Genomic DNA, 19,316 nt, shown 5'->3' on the forward strand with positions numbered 1-19,316 from the left:
GGAGCCGTTTTGATTCGCGCTCTCACGTCCTTTGCATTGACGCGCCGTCCGATCATCCTGCTTGGCTTGCTCGCCTTCACAATTGCCGGCATCGTCGCCTACCTCCGGTTGAATATCGAGGCCTATCCCAACCCCGCGCCTGTGATCCTCGAGATCACGGCCCAGGCGGCTGGCCTGTCTGCGGAGGAAATGGAACGCCTGTACACGCGTCCGATGGAAGTCGGCCTTGCAACCACGCCCGGCGTCGACAATATCCGCTCGACGTCTTTTTATGGCCTCTCTTTCGTCAGGGTGACATTCAAGTACGGAGTCGACTACTACTTCGCATCGACCCAGGCAGCGCTCAACCTGCAGCAGAATGTCAATCTGCCAAATAACGTCCAGCCCCAAATCCAGGCGTCAAGCCTGGTCGGCGAGATTTTTCGCTACCAGGTCGTCGGACCGTCGCATACCGGACTGACGCAACTGCGCACATTGCAGGACTGGGTGATCACCCGCCGCCTGCTGACCGTACCCGGAGTGGCACAGGTCGTGTCCTGGGGCGGCACGACCAAGGAATATCATGTCGAGGTCGACCCGCACAAACTCGAGTCCTATGGCCTCACATTGCAGCAGGTCATTGCAGCGGTCGGCAATGGCAACTTGAATATCGGGGGACGTACGATCAGCCTGGGTCAGCAATCGGTAAACATCAGGGGGGTCGGGTTGATCCGTGATGTGGACGATATTGGCAACATCGTCCTGGCGCAGTCGAACGGCCTTCCGGTATTGGTGAGGAATATCGCGCAGGTCGACATCGGAACGATGCCGCGCCTGGGCGTTGCCGGACGCGATGCCGAAAACGATGTCGTCACGGGCGTGGTCGTCATGAATCGAACCCAGCAGACGGGCGAGATGGTCGAGTGGGTCAAGGCCGAGATCGCGAAGATCAATGGCGACGGCACCTTGCCGCCCGGTGTACACATCGTGCCGTTCTACGACCGCTCGACCCTGGTGAGCGTGACCACCCATACAGTGCTGCATAACCTGTTGTTCGGTTGTCTGCTGGTGTTCTTCATCCAGTGGATTTTTCTTGGCGACCTGCGCAGCGCCGTCATCGTTAGCGCAAATATTCCGATCGCCCTGTTTTTTTCGATCATTATCCTGGTACTGCTTGGCGATTCCGCCAATTTGCTGTCGCTCGGTGCGGTCGACTTCGGTATCATCGTCGACTCGGCCGTGATCCTGGTCGAGAATATCTTCCGCAATTTCCAGAAATCGCCGGCAGAGCGCCAGGAACTACTCGAGAGCGAGCACCAGAGTTTGCTTGCCGCCCATATTCAGAGCAAGGCAAAGCGGCGCTGGGGCCCGCGTCTACGTCTGTTGCTCATCTCTACAAAAGAGGTCGACCGCGCCGTACTGTTCTCGTCGGCGATCACGGTGGCGGCTTTTATTCCTCTGTTCACGATGCAGGGCGTGGAAGGCCAGATCTTCAATCCGATGGCGCGTACTTATGCGTATGCGTTGAGCGGAGCGTTGCTGGCCACATTTACCGTTACGCCCGTTCTGGCATCGCTGTTATTGCCACGGCAAGTTAAGGAAACGGAGACCCGCCTGGTCCGTGTACTGCGCCGCCTATACACGCCGGCGCTCGCGTGGGCGCTGGCACGGCGCCGGACCACTGTCGCATTGGGTCTCCTGTTCCTGGCTGTTGCCGCCTTACTTTTCCCACGTATCGGCAGCGAGTTTCTGCCGACACTCGAAGAAGGGAATCTTTGGATCCGCGCCACGATGCCGCCGACCATTACGCTCGATGCAGGGCGACAGCAGGTCGACCGCATGCGTGCCATCCTGAAACGCCACCGCGAAGTCGTGACAGTGGTTTCTCAACATGGCCGCCCCGACGACGGCAGCGATGCCGCAGGCTTCTATAACGCTGAATTGTTCGTGCCGCTCAGGCCGCTGGACGAATGGCGCAGTGGCTATACGAAGGACATGCTGGTTGCCGATCTGCAGAAGGAATTCGCTGCGGAATTCACCGGGATTGAATTCAATTTTTCTCAATACATCCAGGACAACGTCGAGGAAGGCTTGTCTGGTGTGAAGGGCGCGAACTCGGTCAAGATCATTGGCAGGGATCTGTCCGTGCTAGAAAATCTGGCCGAGCAGATCATGCGAGAAATGCACCAGATCAAAGGCGTCGAGGACCTTGGCGTTTTTCATGTTCTCGGCCAACCGAACTTCAACATCACGGTCGACCGCGCACGCGCGGCACGCTATGGCTTGAATGCCGGTGACATCAACGCCGTGGTGCAGGCAGCGACCGGGGGAACTGAGGTGACCAAGGTGCAGGAAGAGGATCGCCAGTTCTCGCTGACTGTGCGCCTGAGGCCCGAATACCGCAACAACCTGGATGCAATCCGCGCGATCCGGGTCGGTTATCCCTTGCCAAACGGCGGTACCGGTTATGTCGCGTTGCGCGACGTCGCCGATGTCGGGCTGGCCACGGGCGCGTCCTACATCTATCACGAACGCAATGAGCGATACATTCCCGTCAAGTTCAGTGTGCGTGGCCGCGACCTGGGGAGCACCGTGACGGAAGCACAGGCGCGGATTACGCAAAAGATTGCCTTGCCCAACGGCTACCGCGTTGACTGGGCCGGCGAGTTTGACGAATTGCAGCAGGCAAAGCATCGCCTCGCAATCGTCCTTCCGGTCACGATCGTGGTGATCCTGGTGCTGCTGTACACCTTGTTCAATTCGTTCCGCGACAGTCTGTTGACACTCGCTGCCATTCCTTTCTCGATCGCGGGCGGCATCATTGCGCTCTACCTGTCCGGGCTGCATTTCTCGATATCGGCAGCAATCGGGTTTGTTTCGCTCTTTGGCGTATCGGTGATGAACGGCATCCTGATCCTGACCTATTTCAATCATTTGACCCATGAAGGGGCCGCGCCCCTCGAGGCGATGCGCGAAGCCGCCGAACAGCGCATGCGCCCCATGCTGATGACTGCGTTGTCGGCGGCGATCGGCCTGTTTCCTGCTGCAATATCGACAGGAATCGGCAGCCAGGTGCAGCAACCCCTGGCGGTTGTGGTGGTAGGAGGGATGCTTCTCGGCCCCGTGATGTTGTTGATCGTGGCGCCAGCCTTGCAGGTCATGGTATTGGAAAGGAAGGGCACATGATGAAGCAGGTCTTCAATACCGTGCGGATGGCCGGGCTGATAGCCTGTGTCGGGCTTGGCGGCTGTGCCGTGGGGCCGGATTTCAAGCCACCGGCGGCGCCCGAAGTGGGTACCTATACGCGTGGCGCCCTGCAGGCGACCGCGAGCGCACCCGGAGCGGGCGGGACGTCCCAGCATTTTGCAGCGGGGCAGGAGGTCCTGCGCGCGTGGTGGGGCGCCTTTGGATCTGCGGCCTTGAATAGCCTGATCGAGCAGGCCTTTCGCGCCAACCCGAACGTCGCCGCTGCCAAGGCCGCGTTGCGTCAGGCGCAGGAAACTACGGCTGCGCAGCGGTCGGCGTTTTTTCCGACCATTTCAGCGAATTACTCGCCAGGGCGCCAGCGTCAGGGTACCGGCACCGTTTCTCCGAACCTGTCGTCGGGGGAGAATCCGTATACGCTTCATACCGCTCAACTGTCGATCAGCTATGTGCCCGACGTGTTCGGACTGAACCGCCGTACTGTCGAATCCCTGGCGGCACAAGAGGAAGTCCAGCGCTTCCAATTGGAGGCCACCTATTTGTCGCTCGCGGCGAACGTGGCGCTGGCAGCAATCCAGGAAGCGTCTTTGCGGGCCCAGGTCGCCTCCACGCAAGACATGATCCAGGCTGAGACACGTCTCGTCGATCTTATTCAGCGTCAGTCCACCCTGGGCTATGCGTCGGGTCTCGACCTGGCGACCCAGCAGGCGGCGTTGGCCCAGGCCAGCCAGGCGCTACCGCCGCTGACAAGACAGTTGGAACAGTCCAGGAATCTGTTGGCGGTCTTGACCGGCCGTATGCCTTCGCAAGTTACGGATGCTGACCTTGACTTCGATCTCGAGAAGCTGCATCTGCCGGAGACCCTTCCGCTCAGTCTGCCTTCGCAACTGGTGGAGCGACGGCCCGATGTGCGCGCCGCGCAGGCCCAGTGGCACGCTGCCAGCGCGTCGGTCGGGGTCGCCACCGCCAATCGGGTGCCACAATTTTCGATCTCTGCTGCATATGGTGGCAATGCCACCGCGTTCGCACAGATGTTCTCCGGGCAAAACATGTTCTGGGGGGTGACCGGGAACGTCGCGCAGACCCTCTTCGATGCCGGGGCACTCAAGCATCGCCAGGGCGCGGCGGAAGCGGCACTCGACCAGGCGGCCGCGCAATACCGAGCCTCCGTGCTGACTGCGTTTCAAAACGTCGCGGACACGCTCTATGCAATCGACCAAGACGCACAGGCATTGCGCGCCGCTGTCGACGCGGAAGCGGCAACGAAAAAGACCTTCGATCTGACTCGTAAGCAGCGCGAACTGGGCGGTGCCAGTGCGCTCGTGGTATTGAATGCGGAACAATCGTATATGCAGGCACGCGTGACGCGCATACAGTTGCAGGCTGCGCGCTACGCGGACACGGTTGGCCTGTTCCAGGCGCTTGGCGGCGGCTGGAATCGCCGCCAATAAAAATAGGTTCGCGCGTATTGGCGAAAAATCGCTGGCGACTGCGACGGCGTGTTTGTTAGTGGACGCACCAAGTCGGAACGGCATGGCGAATATAATCGTTGCGCGCCGTGATTCGATTCGGCGTGCGCCGCCATGGACGCGAAGCCGTAACTTGCTATTGCTTTAGATGTCTTAAATTGTGCGGCCTTCTGCCAGCGCTTCTGCTCGCAACGATGCTGCCGTGAACGGTGGAACTGATGCGACGTCATTGGCGCGCTGGCAGGATGTGCAGTTGTCATTTTCCGATAGGAAGAAAAAGCCGCGGCTGCGGTTGCGTTCTTGAACAACATTGCGCCAAGGCGCAGCACGGCAGCAACTACAAATACTTATTTAGGAAACGCTTTGTTTTTACCGATCGCTTACGGACACCGGCGCACGCTGCGCCTCTGCGGCTTGCCCCGCCAGCTGCTATCTGGCAGAGTGCATCATCGCGTCGACACCGTTGTATGCGATTGGTCACGTCTGGTGGCCGGCACTTTTCTGTTTTTTGGGGCAGTTTGCGGGTCGAACACAGCTCGGGCGCAGGAGTCCGAGGCGGCAGCAGGCTCCGGCCCCGCGCCCTCCGTGGAGCAGTGGAGGCTCGACGGACAGTTCACGAACGTTGCGCAGCGTCATCAAAATTTTCGAGCGCTTTATTCAGGCACCAACAGCATGCGGCCGGACGAAGGCATTCGGGAGACAACGGACGCGACGCTGTTCGCCGGATTACGTTTGGGAAAAGCTACGGAACTTTGGGTCAATCCCGAAATCGACCAGGGATATGGCTTGAGTGACACGTTAGGCGCGGCTGGTTTTCCAAGCGGTGAAGCATACAAGATTGGCGCCCACAGGCCTTATATAAGGATCCAGAGGGCTTTCGTGCGCCACGTGTATGCAGTCGGCGGGCAACAACAAAAGATTGAGCCCGCGCCCAACCAATTGGGCGGAACGGCAACTTCGGACAACCTTACATTGACTGTCGGGAAGTTTTCCGTTGTCGACGTGTTTGATACCAACACGTATGCCCACGATCCACGCGCGGACTTCCTGAACTGGTCGGTCATCGACGCCGGTGCCTTCGATTATGCCGCGGACGCGTGGGGTTATACGTTCGGTGCCGCTGTCGAGTGGACCCACGATTGGTGGACCCTGCGCGGTGGCGCGTTTCAAATGTCCGAAGTGCCGAACGCAAAGATCGCGGGCCTTCACCCACGCCAACATATGTTTGTAACGGAATTTGAAGGCCGCTACACGTGGCGAAACCATCCCGGTAAGGCAAAGCTGCTGGTTTTTGCCAATCAAGCCGAGATGGCGAATTATGCCGACGCCGTGCGGTTGGCACATAATATTGGAGGGATACCGGACGTTTCACAGGTCCGGCATTATCAAAGTCGTGTCGGCGTCGTAGCAAATCTCGAGCAGGAATTGAGCCCGGACTTGGGCATGTTCGCGCGCGTGAGTGCAAACGATGGCAGCAAGGAGGCCTACGAATTTACAGAAATCAACCGGTCCTTTGCTGGCGGTCTGTCTCTGAAGGGGAAATCGTGGGGTAGAGGCGACGACAGCCTGGGTGTCGCGGCCGTCGTGAACGCGCTCTCTACGGACGCACGAGCTTATTTCGCCGCCGGAGGCATCGGCATTTTGATTGGGGACGGTGCGCTCAATTATGGACCCGAAAAAATACTGGAAAGCTATTATTCACTGCAAGTGGATAAGAATTTAGCGCTTACCATCAATTTTCAGCACCTGTGTAACCCTGCATATAATCGGGACCGCGGGCCGATCAATATCGGTGCGGTTCGTCTGCACATGCTGTTTTGATAGGATCTCAGCACCGGTTATTTGCACCAGAGCCCTTACTCGGACGGTTACGCATACTGGGCAAAGTCTGACATTTTAGCCGAGCTGCACGTTTGCACCAGAGCCCGCCGCGCTACGCTTCCGGCGCGGCCGCGTCCAGCGCGGCCTGCGGCGCCATGCTGGACGCAAGCGGCGCCATGCTGCGCCGCTTGCGCACCTGCCGCACCGTCCAGGCAATCAGGTCGTCGACGTAGGTGAACACGACCGGGATGATCAGGAGGCTTAGGAAGGTCGACGTGATCAGGCCCCCGATCACGGCGATCGCAAGCGGGCCGCGGAAGCTGGCGTCGGCCCCGAGTCCGAGGGCGTTCGGCAGCATGCCGGCGCCCATGGCGATCGTCGTCATGACGATCGGACGCGAACGCTTGCGGCACGCGTCGAGCAAGGCCTGGATGCGGCTCGTGCCGTGGTCGCGCCGCGCCACGATCGTGTACTCGACCAGCAGGATCGAGTTCTTGACCGCGATCCCCATCAGCATCAAGAGGCCGATCAGGGACGGCATCGAAAACGCATTGTGCGTCAGCAGCAGGGCGATGAAGGCGCCGCCGATCGACAGCGGCAGCGCGGCCAGGATCGTGACCGGGTGCATGAACCCGCGGAACAGCAACACCAGCACCATGTACACGCACAGCACGCCGGTCAGCATGGCGAGCGCGAAGCCCTGGAACAGCTCCTGCATGACCTCGGCATCGCCCAGCGAGCCGCGCTTGACGCTCGGCGGCAGGTTCTTCAGGCTGGCGAACCGGTTGATCTGCGCCTGCACCCGGCTCAATGGCTGGCCGTTCAGTTCCACGTGGATGATGACGCGGCGGCTGCGGTCGAGACGATCGATGCGGGCCGGCCCGCTGTCCAAGCGCAGCGTCGCCACGTTACCCAGCCGGACGTTGCCCTTGCGGCCTGGTACCGTCAACTGTTCGAGCGTGGCCAGGTCGGCGCGCGTCGCCTGCGGCAGCCGCACCCGAATCGGCAGCTGGCGGTCCGGCAAGTTCAGTTTGGGGAGCAGCTGCGCATAGTCGCCGTTGGTCGCGACGCGTAGCGTTTCGCCGATGGCCGCGGCGGTGACGCCCAGGTCGGCCGCCCTGGCGAAGTCTGGCGTGACGATGACTTCCGGACGTACCAGGCTGATGCTCGAGGTGATGTTGCCGAGGCCCGGGATCGTGCGGATGTCGCGCTGCACGGCTTGCGCCGCATCGGCCAGCGCCTGCGGGTCGTCGCTGAACAGCAGCAGCAGTAATTCCTCTCCGTTGCCGCCGCTGCCGACGGTGACCCGGGTACCGGGCAGGTGGCGCAGCGTGTCGCGGATGCCGCTTTCGATCCGGCCCTGGCTGCGGTCGCGCTGCGCGCGCGGCTTCAAGGTGACGGTCAGCGTCGCCATGCGCATGTCGTCCCCGCCGATGGCGCTGAACACCTGCAACACGTCCCGGTCCTGCCGCAGGAGCCGGCGGGCTTGTTCCGCGCTCGCGCGCGTTTCGTCGAGCGTGCTTCCCGGCGGCAGTTCGATCGTGACGCGCGTCTGGGCGCGGTCGGCGGCCGGGATGAAGCCGGACGGCAGCAGCGGCACCAGCGCCATCGACGCGCCGAAGAACACGAGCGCCACCACCGCCGTCTGCCAGCGGTGGTTCAGGCACCAGCTCACGAGCGCTAGGTAGCGCTTCATCGTCCGGCCGAGCGTCTCACCGTGTGCCAGGGGCTTGAGCAGGTAGGCGGCCATCAGCGGCGTGAGCAGCCGCGCGACCACCAGCGACATGGCGACGGCCACGGAGGCCGTCCAGCCGAACTGGCGGAAGAACTTGCCGACCACGCCGCTCATGAATGCCGTCGGCAGGAATACCGCGACCAGCGTGAGCGTCGTGGCGACCACAGCGAGTCCGATCTCGTCGGCCGCTTCCAGCGCTGCTTGGTACGGGGTCTTGCCCATCCTCAGGTGCCGCACGATGTTCTCGATCTCGACGATGGCGTCGTCGACCAGGATGCCGACCACCAGCGCAAGCGACAGCAGCGTGACCGTGTTGAGCGTGAAGCCGAACAGGACCATCGCGAAGAACGTCGGGATCAGCGACAGCGGCAGCGCCGCCGCCGAGATGAACGTGGCGCGCCAGTCGCGCAGGAACGCCCACACGACCAGCACGGCGAGTAGGGCGCCTTCGTACAACAGGCTCATCGAACCGGCATAGTTGTCCGCCACCGCATCGACGCCGTTGAAGGCTTCTTCGATGCGCACCTGCGGATTCTTGTTCTGCAGGTCGGCGACGGCCGCGCGCACGGCCTGCGCGACGGCGAGCTCGCCCGCACCCTTGCTGCGCGTGATCTCGAAGCCGACGACCGGGCGGCCGTCCAGCAGCGTGATGGCGGCGCGCTCGGCATGGGTGTCCTTGACGGTGGCCACGCGGTCGAGTCGGATGGTGGCACCGTCCGGAAGCGGAATCTCGAGCGCGGCAATGCGGGCCACGCTCCCCACGCTGCCGATGGTGCGCACCGACTGGCGCGTGCCGCCGACGTCGGCCCGTCCGCCCGACGCTTCCTGCTGCACCTGCTGCAGCAGGCGCGAGACCGCGGCAGCCGACACGTTCAGCGCCGCCATGCGCGTGGGGTCCAGTTCGACCAGGACTTCGTGCTCGACCCCGCCGATGCGCGCGAATTTGCCGACGCCTTTCACGGCCACCATAGCTTTCGAGACTGTATTGTCGACGAACCAGGACAGGTCTTCTTCGGCGGACTGCGCCGAGGCCACCGTGTAGGTCAGGATGGGCTGGCCCGCGGTGGTCTGCTTGCTGAACACCGGATCGCGTACCTCGGGCGGCAGGTCGCTGCGCACGCGGTTGAGCGCATCGCGCACTTCGTTCATCGCCTCCGCCATATCCTTCTCGATGCGGAACTCGATGTTGGTCTGGACCACGCCGTCGCTGATCGTCGTGTACGTGTGGCGGATGCCGCTGATCGCGGCGAGCGAGCCCTCGATCTTGCGCGCCACTTCCGTTTCCAGCTGCGGCGGCGAGGCGCCCGGCAGCGCTGTCGTCACGCCGATGGAGGGAGCCTCGATGTCGGGGGCGTCCTGCACCAGCAGCTCGCGAAAGCCGAGCAGCCCGGCCATCGTCAACAGGATGAACAGCAGGATCGCCGGTACCGGATGCTTGATCGAGAGTGCGGAAATGTTCATAACGTGGCCGTCCCGTTTCATTTGGCGGCCAGCGCGGCCGGTGCAGCGGCCACGTCAACCAGGTCGCCGTCGGCGAGGAAGCCGGCACCGCGGCCGACCAGCCGTGCCGAGTCCTGCAGGCCGCCCAGCACTTCGACACGCGTTCCCGCACGACGGCCGAGGTCCACGCGCGTCTGTCTGACCCGGTTGCCGGACGCGATCTGATAGACGTAGTCGTGGCCGTCGCGCGTCACGACGGCGCTTTCCGGCACGCTCAGCGCCGCAATGCGTCCCAGTTCGAATTCGCCGCTCACGAACATCCCGCCGTGCACCCGGTCCGTGGGCGGCAGATCGACGTAGACCAGGGCGTTGCGCGACACGACGTCCGCGAGCGGCGCGACGGTGCGCACGCGTCCTTCCACGACCTTGCCGTCGGTGCCCGCCACGCGCACCGTCTGGCCAGGCTTGATCCGCTGCAGGTCGCCCGATGGCACCTCGGCGCGCCATTCCAGCCGGCCCTTGCGGATCAGCCGGAACAGTTCCGAGCCCTGCTGCGCCACCGCGCCGACCGTGGCGCTCCTCGCCGAGACGATGCCGTCGTCGGGAGCGGCGATGCGCGTCTGGCGCAGCCGCAGGCGCTGCTGGGCGAGGCGCGCTTCGGCGGAACGCAGGCGCGCTTCGGCGCTGCGTTCCACGGTCAGGTATTGCGTCGTCTGCTGCTTGCTCAGCAAGCCGCTCGACCCCAGCGTGCGGGCGCGGTCGGCATTCGCCGGTTCTGTCGCGTTGTTGAACGCAAAGAGGATTGTTCCAGGCCGAGCATGACTTTGGCTTATGCAGGACGGACCAGTCCTGCCAGCGCATAAAATTGGTCAGCAACCGATGTGGCGACGCCATCGATCGCGAATTGTCCCTTGCGGATCATGTGCATGAGCTCGACGCCCGCGAGCACATTGGTGGCAGCGCAAAATGACTTGAAGCCCAGCATCGGCCTGGTCAAGCGTTTGATCGCACGATGGTCCTGTTCGACTATGTTGTTGAGGTACTTGACCTGACGTACAGTGATTGGCACCGCCGTGCCGCCATTGATTTCATCCATCGCTGCCTTGTTAGCGCCGCTTTTGTCCATCGCGATCTTGTTTGGCACGCCGTTCTCACGGATGGCTTTGGCGAAGAACCGCTTAGCGGCTGAGACGTCACGATGCGCCGTCAGGAGGAAGTCGACCGTCTTGCCTTCCTTGTCGACAGCACGGTAGAGATAGCACCAAGTCCCCTTGACCTTGATATAGGTCTTGTCCATCCGCCAGCTGGTGCCGATGTGGCGCTTGTGCTGGCGTGACAGCTTTTCGATCACTGGCAGGAAACGGATGGCCCAGCGATTGATCGTCGAATGATCCACCGACACGCCGCGCTCTCCCATCATTTCTTCGATGTGCCGGTAGCTCAGCGGGTAAGCCGCGTACCAGCGGATACAGACCAGGATGACGTCGACCGGAAAGCGCATTCCTTTGAAGCTGAGCATGTCAAATCACGGAGCGTATGGGCGCCACAGTCTACCCGATGAGCGCGGGCATGCCGTCAACGCGACAAAACCCGCCGCCCGCCACCCTCAAGATCGGACAGTATCCGCAGCTGTCCCTCATCGCCTGGAGCCGGCAACCGGGTGACGAAATCACGGCCGAGGAGGCGTTCGGGCTCTACGAGAGCAACTGGCGCTTCGTCGAGCAGGACCGTCTCGACCAGGATGAGCGTGAACTGATCGACTGTTTGACCGCAACCTACGGTAACGGGCTCATGAATGTATAAGCGCGAGCACCACAAGCGCATCCAGGCGTTGCTGGCTTCCCTCAATACCGATTTCCTCAAGCAGAACCAGTGCTTTTTCGGCGGCGGGACGGCGATCGTTCTCGCGCTGGACGAATATCGTGAATCGGTCGACATCGACTTCCTGTGCGCGTCCCAGGACGGCTACCGGGAGCTGCGCAACACGATCGACAACGGATCGCTCGGGGCGATCTTCGCCCGGCCCGTGGAGCTCGCGCGCGAGGTGCGTGCGGACCGCTACGGCATCCGTACCTTCCTGCGCGTCGACGACGTGCCGGTCAAATTCGAGATCGTCAGCGAAGGGCGTATCCAGATCGACGGCGCGGTCGACCCGGCCACGGGCGTGCCCACGCTGGCGCGAGCCGACATGTACGCCGAGAAGCTGCTCGCGAACGCCGACCGGTACCGCGACAAGGCCGTGGCCAGCCGCGACATCATCGACCTGGCCATGAGATCGGGCACTGGGGTCAGGTGCCGGAGGGGGCCTGGGAGAAGGTGCGCAAGGCTTATGGAACGTCGGCCGAGCGCGCTTACCAGGGCGCCATCGAAATGGTCAGCGATCGCGCGTACCTGAGCCAGTGCCTGGCCAAGATGCACATGGCGCCAGCCCTGGCCGACCAGATCCCTGCGGTGCTGCGTGGAGAGTCTTCATTTGCGCCGGCAGCGCGCTAGGACGGGGGCAGGGCGCCAGCCACGCTTGCGGCCGCCGTGCGCGACGTGTACGCCCGCGCGCTTTCGACGCCGCCAGCTGCAGAACCGGCCGACGAAGAGCGGCAACCGGACAGTGGCCCGAGGCCTCCCGGCAGCTGATCCCCCGCCCGTGTGTTGCGCTCAACCGGCCTTGCGCGGCTAGGCTGGAGCCTGTCTTTCGGCGTCCACTGCAGGCGCCGGATCGAAGTTCGGGTCACTCCTGACTGCAGATCCCGTTATACGTGAGGGCAGGCGCCCAGAGTGATGACAGGGGCATTTTCGCAAAGCCTATTTCCACCGTCGAGCATGTCGTCGCTCCCGGAAACGAGCGTCATGAATGTGAACTGCTTGATAAGATTCTTTTAACAATGGCAAAGCGGTCGAACGCCAGCTGAGCTGGCCGCACGATGATGAACCTACAGCAGCCTCCCACACCTGCAGGGTCTTGATTATTGACGACAACGCTGACGCGGCTACCGTACTCGCGATGTTCATCAATTTCCACGGGCATGAGTTCATTCTGGCGATTTTCTTGTATTGATCGGTCATTTTGACTCGTAGAGGAAGGTTGCTGGAGGGAAGGTAGCCGCGAACCGCTGACCTGTAGAGGCCGCGGAGGAGGTCAGCAGCCCGGCGCGTCGAAGTCGAACGCGTCGTCGATGATGTCGGCTTCTTCAGCCATTTGCGCTTCACGCGCGCGGGCGACGGCGGCAGTAGGGGCAACGGCGAGCGCGATGCCGGCGCCAGGGCTACTGCAGGTCGTGTTGGGGCAGCTCGTTGCGGCACCGGGGTACCTCGTCGCATCGCGCGTGGGGCCGAGGCGACGGACACTTTACCGGCCTTCCCGGCAAAGAAGGCTTGGGCTTGCTCGGCCAGCGGGGACATTGGCTTGGCCGGCGCCGCCTCGGCCGTATCGGGGCTGGCCGGATCGCGGACATTACCGAACATGTGGTTCTCCTCAAGTGTTGATGCTTCGCCAGGGCGGCGCGCGGTGTAGCGAGGAGTCTGACGGATGTGCCGCCACGTGGTTGCAAGCGCCTTCGCGATGGGCTTGCGCGGGGTGTTATCCCAGTATCTTCGCCCACCAGGGTCGCTTCTTCGGGGCCGGCCCATCATCGGAGAGTGTGGGGGCCGAGACTGGTGATGGCTCAACCACGATTTCCGAACTCATTATCCGTCGCGTGCCGTTCGATTGCATCGGAGACACAAATCCGGCCTTTTCCATTTGTTCCATAAGTCGAGCTGCCCGAGGATACTTTATCATCAGGTGTCTTTGCAGAAGCAAAATGCTGGGGTTTTGAGTTTTCAGAACAATCGCAACTGCTTGGTAGTACAAGGGGTCGTCCGACTTGAACTCAACGTTTCTTTTTTCCCGGATCCTTGAGCGTCTGATTTGATGTTTCGTCGCCCGCGCCCAACGCTGACGCCGCTCCACATCAAGGGCCTCATCCTAGCGTTAGTTGTAAACTCGACAATACTTATTGTAATGTCGAGTTATTGGCACGGCGTTGTGAGACATCGTCCAAACGCATTACAGGTATCACAAACCGTCATTGGACAGCTATTGTGCGTTGCAGCATAATGAAAATGTCTCCTCTATCTTCCTTCAAGAAGTTAGATTCAGCCCGCTTCCCAGCGGGCATTTTTTTTCTGTTCCGCTCCGGCTCGCAAAGCCGTGGTGTTCGGCAATCCCCGTCTAATCTGGCGCAGAGCTGTGCCGGGTCCGAGCTACCAAACGGAGGCCTGCTCTTGGCCCCGATGAACCCGGTTATTCGCGCTTCTCCAAGCCTCCTTCGTCGATCTCTCGGCAATTACCAACGACCCATCCGGTCCGCACGGCTCCTGTTTTTTCATTGGCCACTCCAAGGAGAGCCGGGAACACCAGCATCGTACCTGACCACTGCCCCTGAAGGGGGCGCTTTGCGCCAGGACCTGTGACGTGCCACGAAAAATCCGCCAGCTCGGATGACGATGCTGAGTGCGCACCGCACTGATCCGTATTCATTATCCGGATACCCACAATGTCCCAGGTTGCCTGAGCCCGAGCATCCGATGAGCCTCGGGTCGATCCCTCGGCAGCTCCCGTTACCTAACTAACGCCCTTCGTTACGCGGCATTCTTGTTGCAATTTGCAACTTTATGGCTACGCCACGGCGTGCCAGTGGACCGTTTCAGGCCCAAATACCCGTGCGTGAAACGCCCAAACCCGTCGGCAAATCTATTCAACTTAGCTTTCATCAAATGACTTTGTGAACGATTCTTTTACCAACTGTCGCTGTGTCTTTTTCATTTCCTCGCTCTTCTTTTGACCGTCCGCTGCTGGCCGAGCCCGGCTGTTCAACCCAGCATAGCATGTTGCCAAGCCGTAAAAGTCACGGACTGTCACCACCGGCCGGAACCGACCCGAACCAGACGTTGCCATTATTTCGTCGGCGATGTTCAGTATCGGTTACTCCGAAGAGCGTCTTATCACGCAGTCCTCACTGGGTCCTTGCTGCCTCGTCCTGCGCAGCGATTAGCAGCCGATGTGCAACGACGTCGAACACGACGCGACGGCCCGAAAAAAACGAGGCCCCTAACAGCCCGTCGAAAGGTGCACCGCCTAGTGATACAGGATGTGCGTGAAGCGCACCAAGTTGATGACCGCTGCTATCGCGCACGTCAGTTAGCAGGTCGGGGTCGCAGTTCTTAGCATCGACTCCTGTGTCACAACGACCGCTCGTGACACTTCGTAAAGTTTCGATTTTCACAATTGTGGAAGGAGTCCCAGTGTCGAGTACGAACTTCAACGGCTTGCCGGCAACGAAGAGTATGACGTATGGCCCCTCTTTACCGAACTCGAGGTGTAGGGCATGCCAATGAGCATCGCTTGGTTGCGGACCTTGGCCGGCTGGATAAATGGTCATTGTGGCGTGCGCGTAGTCAAGCATGATAGGTCGTTCCCCGAACGCTGCAAGACCGAATGCGCCTGATTTTCGAGCACGCGTCAGCGCGTCGTCCGCGTCGTCGGGAGTGCCTCCCCATTGGACGTGAACCCTTCCCTTGATTGGCGGAAGAATCGTGTTGCCGATTACTACATCCTTAGCCATCAACATGGGTACTTCGTAGACTTTACCGTGGATATCACGGAATTTTGCTGTTTCCGGAAGAAGAGTGACCGAGCCTGACCTTGCGATGGTTGATTCGGGGACCGAAATGCCTAACGGACCGCCCGAATCAAACATCATTTCCGTACGAACTGTACCGATGTTCACTGCGAAAAAAGGCAGGCCATTGATGAAGTGGATCGGTATGTTGTCCTGTTCCGCTGCGCCTGTCGGGAAAGCTAGCAGCGTCAGCGTAGCAAGCAAACCAAGTCGGGTTAACACGTTCGTTTTGTATTTGTGTTTCATTTCATTTGAACAATAGTGAAACGTTCGATTGTCCGTTGACCTGATCTCACGTTATCCCGCCGTGGCCGTCCGGTTATGCAGGCTGCTGTCTGTCGCGACAGGCCGGTCCCGACCCGAAGCGGACACTTCGCAAGTCGCGGTTACACATCTTCAAGATCGAACGACCAGGCGGGATAGGCGTCCCAAGAGGCGTAGTAACACACGAACTCGACCTTGGTCTCCCTCGAGCTGCGCTTTTTTCCGATCATTTCTAACAGCTCATTCACGCCGCTGGTCTCAAGGAAGTAAACGTAGCCCTCTGCCTTGACCTGCTCAGGAATGGAACGATCCTCTTCCGTTCGAATAATCACAGCCTCACTGGTTTGATGGAACGGCGCCCGCGCACAAATCACTGAGTCATCCGGCATCTGCACCGCAAGGAAGATAGCGTCGAAAAGTTGCATAGGGAAGAAATAAAGACCGATTCTTTCTGGGTATCAAAGTCTGCTCTTGGCCGGTCTCGGCCGTTCAGTGTACGGCAACTGTCGACCCTAAGCGGCCGTTAACGCCGCTTTCCAGTCCTGGAGTACAGCAACAACATGCAGCGTGGCGTCTGCGTTTTCACGAAGTCCCATCCGTTTGGTAACGACCTCGTTGAGGTAACCAGCAAGTCGCTTCGTGTTCGCATTTTCGTTCAGGAGCGCAACCACTTGGGGTACGTACGATTGATATTCTTCCCTCGCCAATGGTATGCCTGAGACGCCGATTGGATCCCAAAGGTAGTGCAGGACCTCATCAACTCGCCGGTACAATTCTTTCTCGTCCTGGGTGCTCATCTTTGGTCTCCAGAGAAATTCGCTCGACTGCAACGTCTGCTTCTGGCCGATCTCGGCCATTCAGCGCAGCACAGCAGCCGCCAATGCGAAAAGGCGCGAACCGTCACGACCGGCAGGATTTGCCCCGATCCGGCCACTCGGCCTTCCCCAAGCAGCCCGTCGGGACACCCCAAAGTCAGTCGGTCCGGGATGTGGCACGACGACGAGTAACGGGCGTTATCGATTGTCGTGCGCGCTCAATCTCTGAGACTTGCCCGGTGGGGTGTTCCCAGTGCTTGTAGCGCGTGATTGAATGCTTCCAGCGTCAGGTCCGGGGTTTCGGTTGCGATACAGCGGGTTAGCCCTCGTCCGTTCGAAGTAAACGGATCGAGCTCGCCCAACACCGTGTCTGCTGGATCGATAAACAAAACGTCCGGCGCAGCCGACATGAAGAAGGATTTCAGCCACGGCAAATGCGTAGAGGACATCGTCATGACATCAATGTCCGGGTGTGAACTGCGGAGATCAGCAATAAATCTTGTGACCAGATCTTGCGTCCGCTGTGGATCGTTAATGAACGTAAAGCTCTCGACGAGATCTACGAGTGCCGACGCGTTCACAAGGAACACTTGGCTGCCAGCTTCACGGTTTTGCTCTGCATACCTTTGCATAGCTTCACTGGTGACCATTGAGCGAACACCGAGAACGGCAATCTTCTTGGTGTTCGAGTGATTGACCGCTTCGCGTACGGGAGGAAAGATTCCAACCACCGGCATCGAAACTGCGGCTCTCAAGGGTTCGAGGACTACGACACTTGGCGCATTCGACGCGAGAACGACTGCAACGCATCCCTCTTTTTGTAGATATTGCGTCGCACTTTGCACGCACAACAAAAGTTCACTGTGCGTCTTCGTCCCATATGGGAAGCTCGCACGGTCGGCGAAGTAAAGAATATCTTGTCTCGGAAATCGCGCACGTACGCGCTCGACAATTGCATAGCTTCCGATTCCGGCATCAAAGATGCCGATTGGACGATGAAGTTCCATGTCTCGATCTGATCTGTAAGTCGACGCATTCTACGTGAGCCGGAGACCGGCGTCCCGGTTTTATAGCGTCCTCGGACGTTTCCTTTTCGCCGAACTCGGCCGTTCGGTCCGGCATCGCATCTTGCCAAATTGAAAGTGAAAGAACCATGAACCGTCGCGAGCGGCAGCGGTGGATCGATTGCGGATATCCAATAACGCGACCGGCTGGCCCCAGCTACACGCAAGTCTGGCCGGGAGCGCCGTCTGATCGCGTCGACTTTCTTCAATTATCCATTGCGTTCAGGCCTGGAAGACCCATCTAGGGGGCATCGAAACGTCCCAAGCCATGGAGGGAGCCTTGAAACGCATCTTTGCATTGTGGCGCGTGGTCGCCGGCCAGGATCTGCGCCTGCTGTGGTTCGCACTCCGGCATGAGGAACGCCCTGCCTGGCTGTTGCCCGGGCTGGCTGGCCTGGGGTTGTTAGCTGTCGAGCCGTTGAATTTCGCCGTGCCCGTGCTTGGGGCGGTCGATGAGTTCGTGCTCGTGCCGCTGGTCCTGCATGGCATGCTGAAAATGCTGCCGGCGCACGTCCTCGACGGTTTTGCGCAGGCCTGCGCCGGACGCCGGCGCCGCCGGGCATAGATACCATCGTGACCGGCAGCGTTTAGCCGACTTCTGCCTGTTCGTGAATCCCTACCCGGCCAGTGTCGGCACGATCCCGAGATCGCGATAAGGCCGCAGCAGTTCCTCGGCCGTCCGCTCCGGCACCACGATCCCGCTGATCGCGGCACGACCCACGATCCGATACGGCGACGCCGTCGCCAGCTTCTCCGACGAGGCGAGCACGACGGTCTCGGCCGCCGCATGACACAGCGCGCGCTTGATGCACGCTTTCTCGTAATCTCCGGTCGACAGCCCGCTGTCCGGATGCACGCTCGTCACGCCCATGAAATACGTGTCGGCGCGCACGCGTGCAATCGCTTCCAGCGTCGCCGCGCCCACGCCCACGGCCGAGTGCCGGAACAGGCGGCCGCCGAGCATGATGACCTCGCTGTCCGGATGGTCCATCAACTCCATCGCGTACAGCCCGCGCTCGATCTGCCGCACACGTGGCCGGACGCGCAGGCCGCCTGGGACGACGGCCGCCTGAAGAGCAAGGGCGGCCGGGTGAACGCGCAGGTGTTCGACCACACGTCGATCCTGCGCTTCCTCGAGCGCCGCTTCGGCGTGATGGAACCGAACATCAGCGCATGGCGTCGCGCCGTCCGCGGCGACCTGGCGGACGCAGACGTCGTCGACGATCCGCTGATCCGCTGCCTGTTCAGCGACAGCTCCGGCGCTTACCGGCGGGCGCAGTCGCGGCGCCTGCGCGGCCTTACAGACTGAAACGTCTCTTACAGCGGCCTCCACAGCTTTTCCTGATGGGCGCTGACACACTGTGGTCATGCGTACAGATCGCGCCGGCACGGCGCGATAGCATCGATCATTATTTGATCAGGAGAAAAAAATGAAAATCAACATACCTGGCATGCGTCTTGCCGCCATCCTCGTGTTGACCGCCGCGTCGGCATCCGCGTTCGCCCAGAGCGCCGAATACCGCCGTGGCTATGACGACGGCTACGCGGCCGGCCAGCGCGATGCGCGCGGCGACCGCGGTCCGCATCGTGGCTGGCCCCGCGTGTTCATCGAAGACGCGGAATACGGTTCGCACGGCGCGACGTGCGACGCGCGCCGGGCGGTGCGCGATGAAATGGAGCGTAATAACGGGAATGTGCGGGTCGGCAACCAGCTGTGCGGCGATCCGGCGCATGGCGAGCCCAAGCGGTTGCGGATCGTCTATCGTTGCGGCGACAGCGAGGCGGTGCGCGTGGTTGCGCGCGAGAACGAAACGTTGCGGTTGAGCTGCCGCGACTGATCGCACGCGGCGCGTATCGGGGACAACCGT

16 protein-coding genes and 2 pseudogenes are annotated in these 19,316 nt (G+C 61.0%); 8 read left to right on the top strand and 10 right to left on the bottom strand.

Going from position 1 to position 19,316, the window contains the following annotated elements:
- Positions 1–9: 9 nt before the first annotated feature.
- The 3 genes from BVG12_RS24525 to BVG12_RS24535 all read left to right on the top strand — a co-directional run bounded on the left by BVG12_RS24525 (position 10) and on the right by BVG12_RS24535 (position 6,473).
- The gene (locus tag BVG12_RS24525; protein ID WP_075794669.1) at positions 10–3,165 is read left to right on the top strand and encodes an efflux RND transporter permease subunit; all 3,156 of its coding nucleotides are present in this window, start codon (positions 10–12) and stop codon (positions 3,163–3,165) included.
- A complete protein-coding gene (locus BVG12_RS24530) occupies positions 3,162–4,634 on the top strand; it encodes an efflux transporter outer membrane subunit (RefSeq protein WP_229503704.1) in 1,473 nt (490 codons plus the stop codon). Before BVG12_RS24525 ends, BVG12_RS24530 begins: the two co-directional genes overlap by 4 nt.
- A 318-nt stretch (positions 4,635–4,952) precedes the next feature.
- Positions 4,953–6,473: a carbohydrate porin gene (locus BVG12_RS24535; protein WP_229503705.1), complete on the top strand. Its 1,521-nt coding sequence runs from the start codon at positions 4,953–4,955 to the stop codon at positions 6,471–6,473.
- Between the two features lie 112 nt (positions 6,474–6,585).
- Here BVG12_RS24535 and BVG12_RS24540 read toward each other — a convergent pair whose 3' ends face one another.
- Genes BVG12_RS24540 through BVG12_RS24550 form a run of 3 tightly spaced genes read right to left on the bottom strand, consistent with a single transcriptional unit; the run spans position 6,586 to position 11,167 of the window.
- A complete protein-coding gene (locus BVG12_RS24540; RefSeq protein WP_075794670.1) occupies positions 6,586–9,669 on the bottom strand; it encodes an efflux RND transporter permease subunit in 3,084 nt (1,027 codons plus the stop codon).
- A 17-nt stretch (positions 9,670–9,686) separates the two neighbouring features.
- Complete coding sequence (locus tag BVG12_RS24545; protein WP_083685378.1) at positions 9,687–10,514, bottom strand: efflux RND transporter periplasmic adaptor subunit; 828 nt, start codon at positions 10,512–10,514, stop codon at positions 9,687–9,689.
- Complete coding sequence (locus BVG12_RS24550; RefSeq protein ID WP_075794672.1) at positions 10,478–11,167, bottom strand: IS6 family transposase; 690 nt, start codon at positions 11,165–11,167, stop codon at positions 10,478–10,480. Before BVG12_RS24550 ends, BVG12_RS24545 begins: the two co-directional genes overlap by 37 nt.
- Positions 11,168–11,184: 17 nt before the next feature.
- On the opposite strand from BVG12_RS24550, the gene BVG12_RS24555 reads away from it, so the two are divergent.
- Positions 11,185–11,451 (top strand): type III secretion system chaperone family protein, encoded by a 267-nt coding sequence (locus tag BVG12_RS24555; RefSeq protein ID WP_229503706.1) that lies wholly within the window; start codon positions 11,185–11,187, stop codon positions 11,449–11,451.
- The gene (locus BVG12_RS24560) at positions 11,444–12,043 is read left to right on the top strand and encodes a nucleotidyl transferase AbiEii/AbiGii toxin family protein (RefSeq protein ID WP_229503707.1); all 600 of its coding nucleotides are present in this window, start codon (positions 11,444–11,446) and stop codon (positions 12,041–12,043) included. The genes BVG12_RS24555 and BVG12_RS24560 overlap by 8 nt, the downstream gene beginning before the upstream one ends.
- A 404-nt stretch (positions 12,044–12,447) precedes the next feature.
- Here BVG12_RS24560 and BVG12_RS34250 read toward each other — a convergent pair whose 3' ends face one another.
- The 6 genes and pseudogenes from BVG12_RS34250 to BVG12_RS24580 form a co-directional block, all read right to left on the bottom strand.
- Positions 12,448–13,107: a hypothetical protein gene (locus BVG12_RS34250; protein ID WP_156895726.1), complete on the bottom strand. Its 660-nt coding sequence runs from the start codon at positions 13,105–13,107 to the stop codon at positions 12,448–12,450.
- 220 nt (positions 13,108–13,327) lie between these two features.
- A pseudogene (locus BVG12_RS35685) lies at positions 13,328–13,501 on the bottom strand (DNA translocase FtsK); the annotation flags it as partial.
- Positions 13,502–14,639: 1,138 nt separating this feature from the next.
- Positions 14,640–15,551: a hypothetical protein gene (locus BVG12_RS34255; protein ID WP_156895727.1), complete on the bottom strand. Its 912-nt coding sequence runs from the start codon at positions 15,549–15,551 to the stop codon at positions 14,640–14,642.
- 140 nt (positions 15,552–15,691) lie between these two features.
- Positions 15,692–15,994: a hypothetical protein gene (locus BVG12_RS24570; RefSeq protein WP_075794674.1), complete on the bottom strand. Its 303-nt coding sequence runs from the start codon at positions 15,992–15,994 to the stop codon at positions 15,692–15,694.
- An 87-nt stretch (positions 15,995–16,081) separates the two neighbouring features.
- A complete protein-coding gene (locus BVG12_RS24575; RefSeq protein ID WP_075796543.1) occupies positions 16,082–16,366 on the bottom strand; it encodes a hypothetical protein in 285 nt (94 codons plus the stop codon).
- Between the two features lie 236 nt (positions 16,367–16,602).
- A complete protein-coding gene (locus tag BVG12_RS24580) occupies positions 16,603–17,391 on the bottom strand; it encodes a glutamate racemase (protein ID WP_075794675.1) in 789 nt (262 codons plus the stop codon).
- Between the two features lie 337 nt (positions 17,392–17,728).
- On the opposite strand from BVG12_RS24580, the gene BVG12_RS24585 reads away from it, so the two are divergent.
- Positions 17,729–18,013 (top strand): hypothetical protein, encoded by a 285-nt coding sequence (locus BVG12_RS24585; protein ID WP_179966240.1) that lies wholly within the window; start codon positions 17,729–17,731, stop codon positions 18,011–18,013.
- A 51-nt stretch (positions 18,014–18,064) separates the two neighbouring features.
- Here the strand turns inward: BVG12_RS24585 and BVG12_RS24590 are convergent, their stop codons facing one another.
- Positions 18,065–18,439 (bottom strand): DeoR/GlpR family DNA-binding transcription regulator, encoded by a 375-nt coding sequence (locus BVG12_RS24590; protein ID WP_307189084.1) that lies wholly within the window; start codon positions 18,437–18,439, stop codon positions 18,065–18,067.
- An 84-nt stretch (positions 18,440–18,523) separates the two neighbouring features.
- Between BVG12_RS24590 and BVG12_RS34260 the strand changes: the two are divergent.
- Positions 18,524–18,658, top strand: a pseudogene (locus BVG12_RS34260) (alkaline phosphatase family protein); the annotation flags it as partial.
- A gap of 220 nt (positions 18,659–18,878) precedes the next feature.
- Positions 18,879–19,286, top strand: a complete 408-nt coding sequence (locus tag BVG12_RS24600) for a DnaJ-like protein C-terminal domain-containing protein (protein WP_156895728.1) — start codon at positions 18,879–18,881, stop codon at positions 19,284–19,286.
- The last annotated feature ends 30 nt before the right edge of the window (positions 19,287–19,316 follow it).

Origin of the sequence: Massilia putida (assembly GCF_001941825.1) — a bacterium.
GTDB lineage: Bacteria > Pseudomonadota > Gammaproteobacteria > Burkholderiales > Burkholderiaceae_D > Telluria > Telluria putida.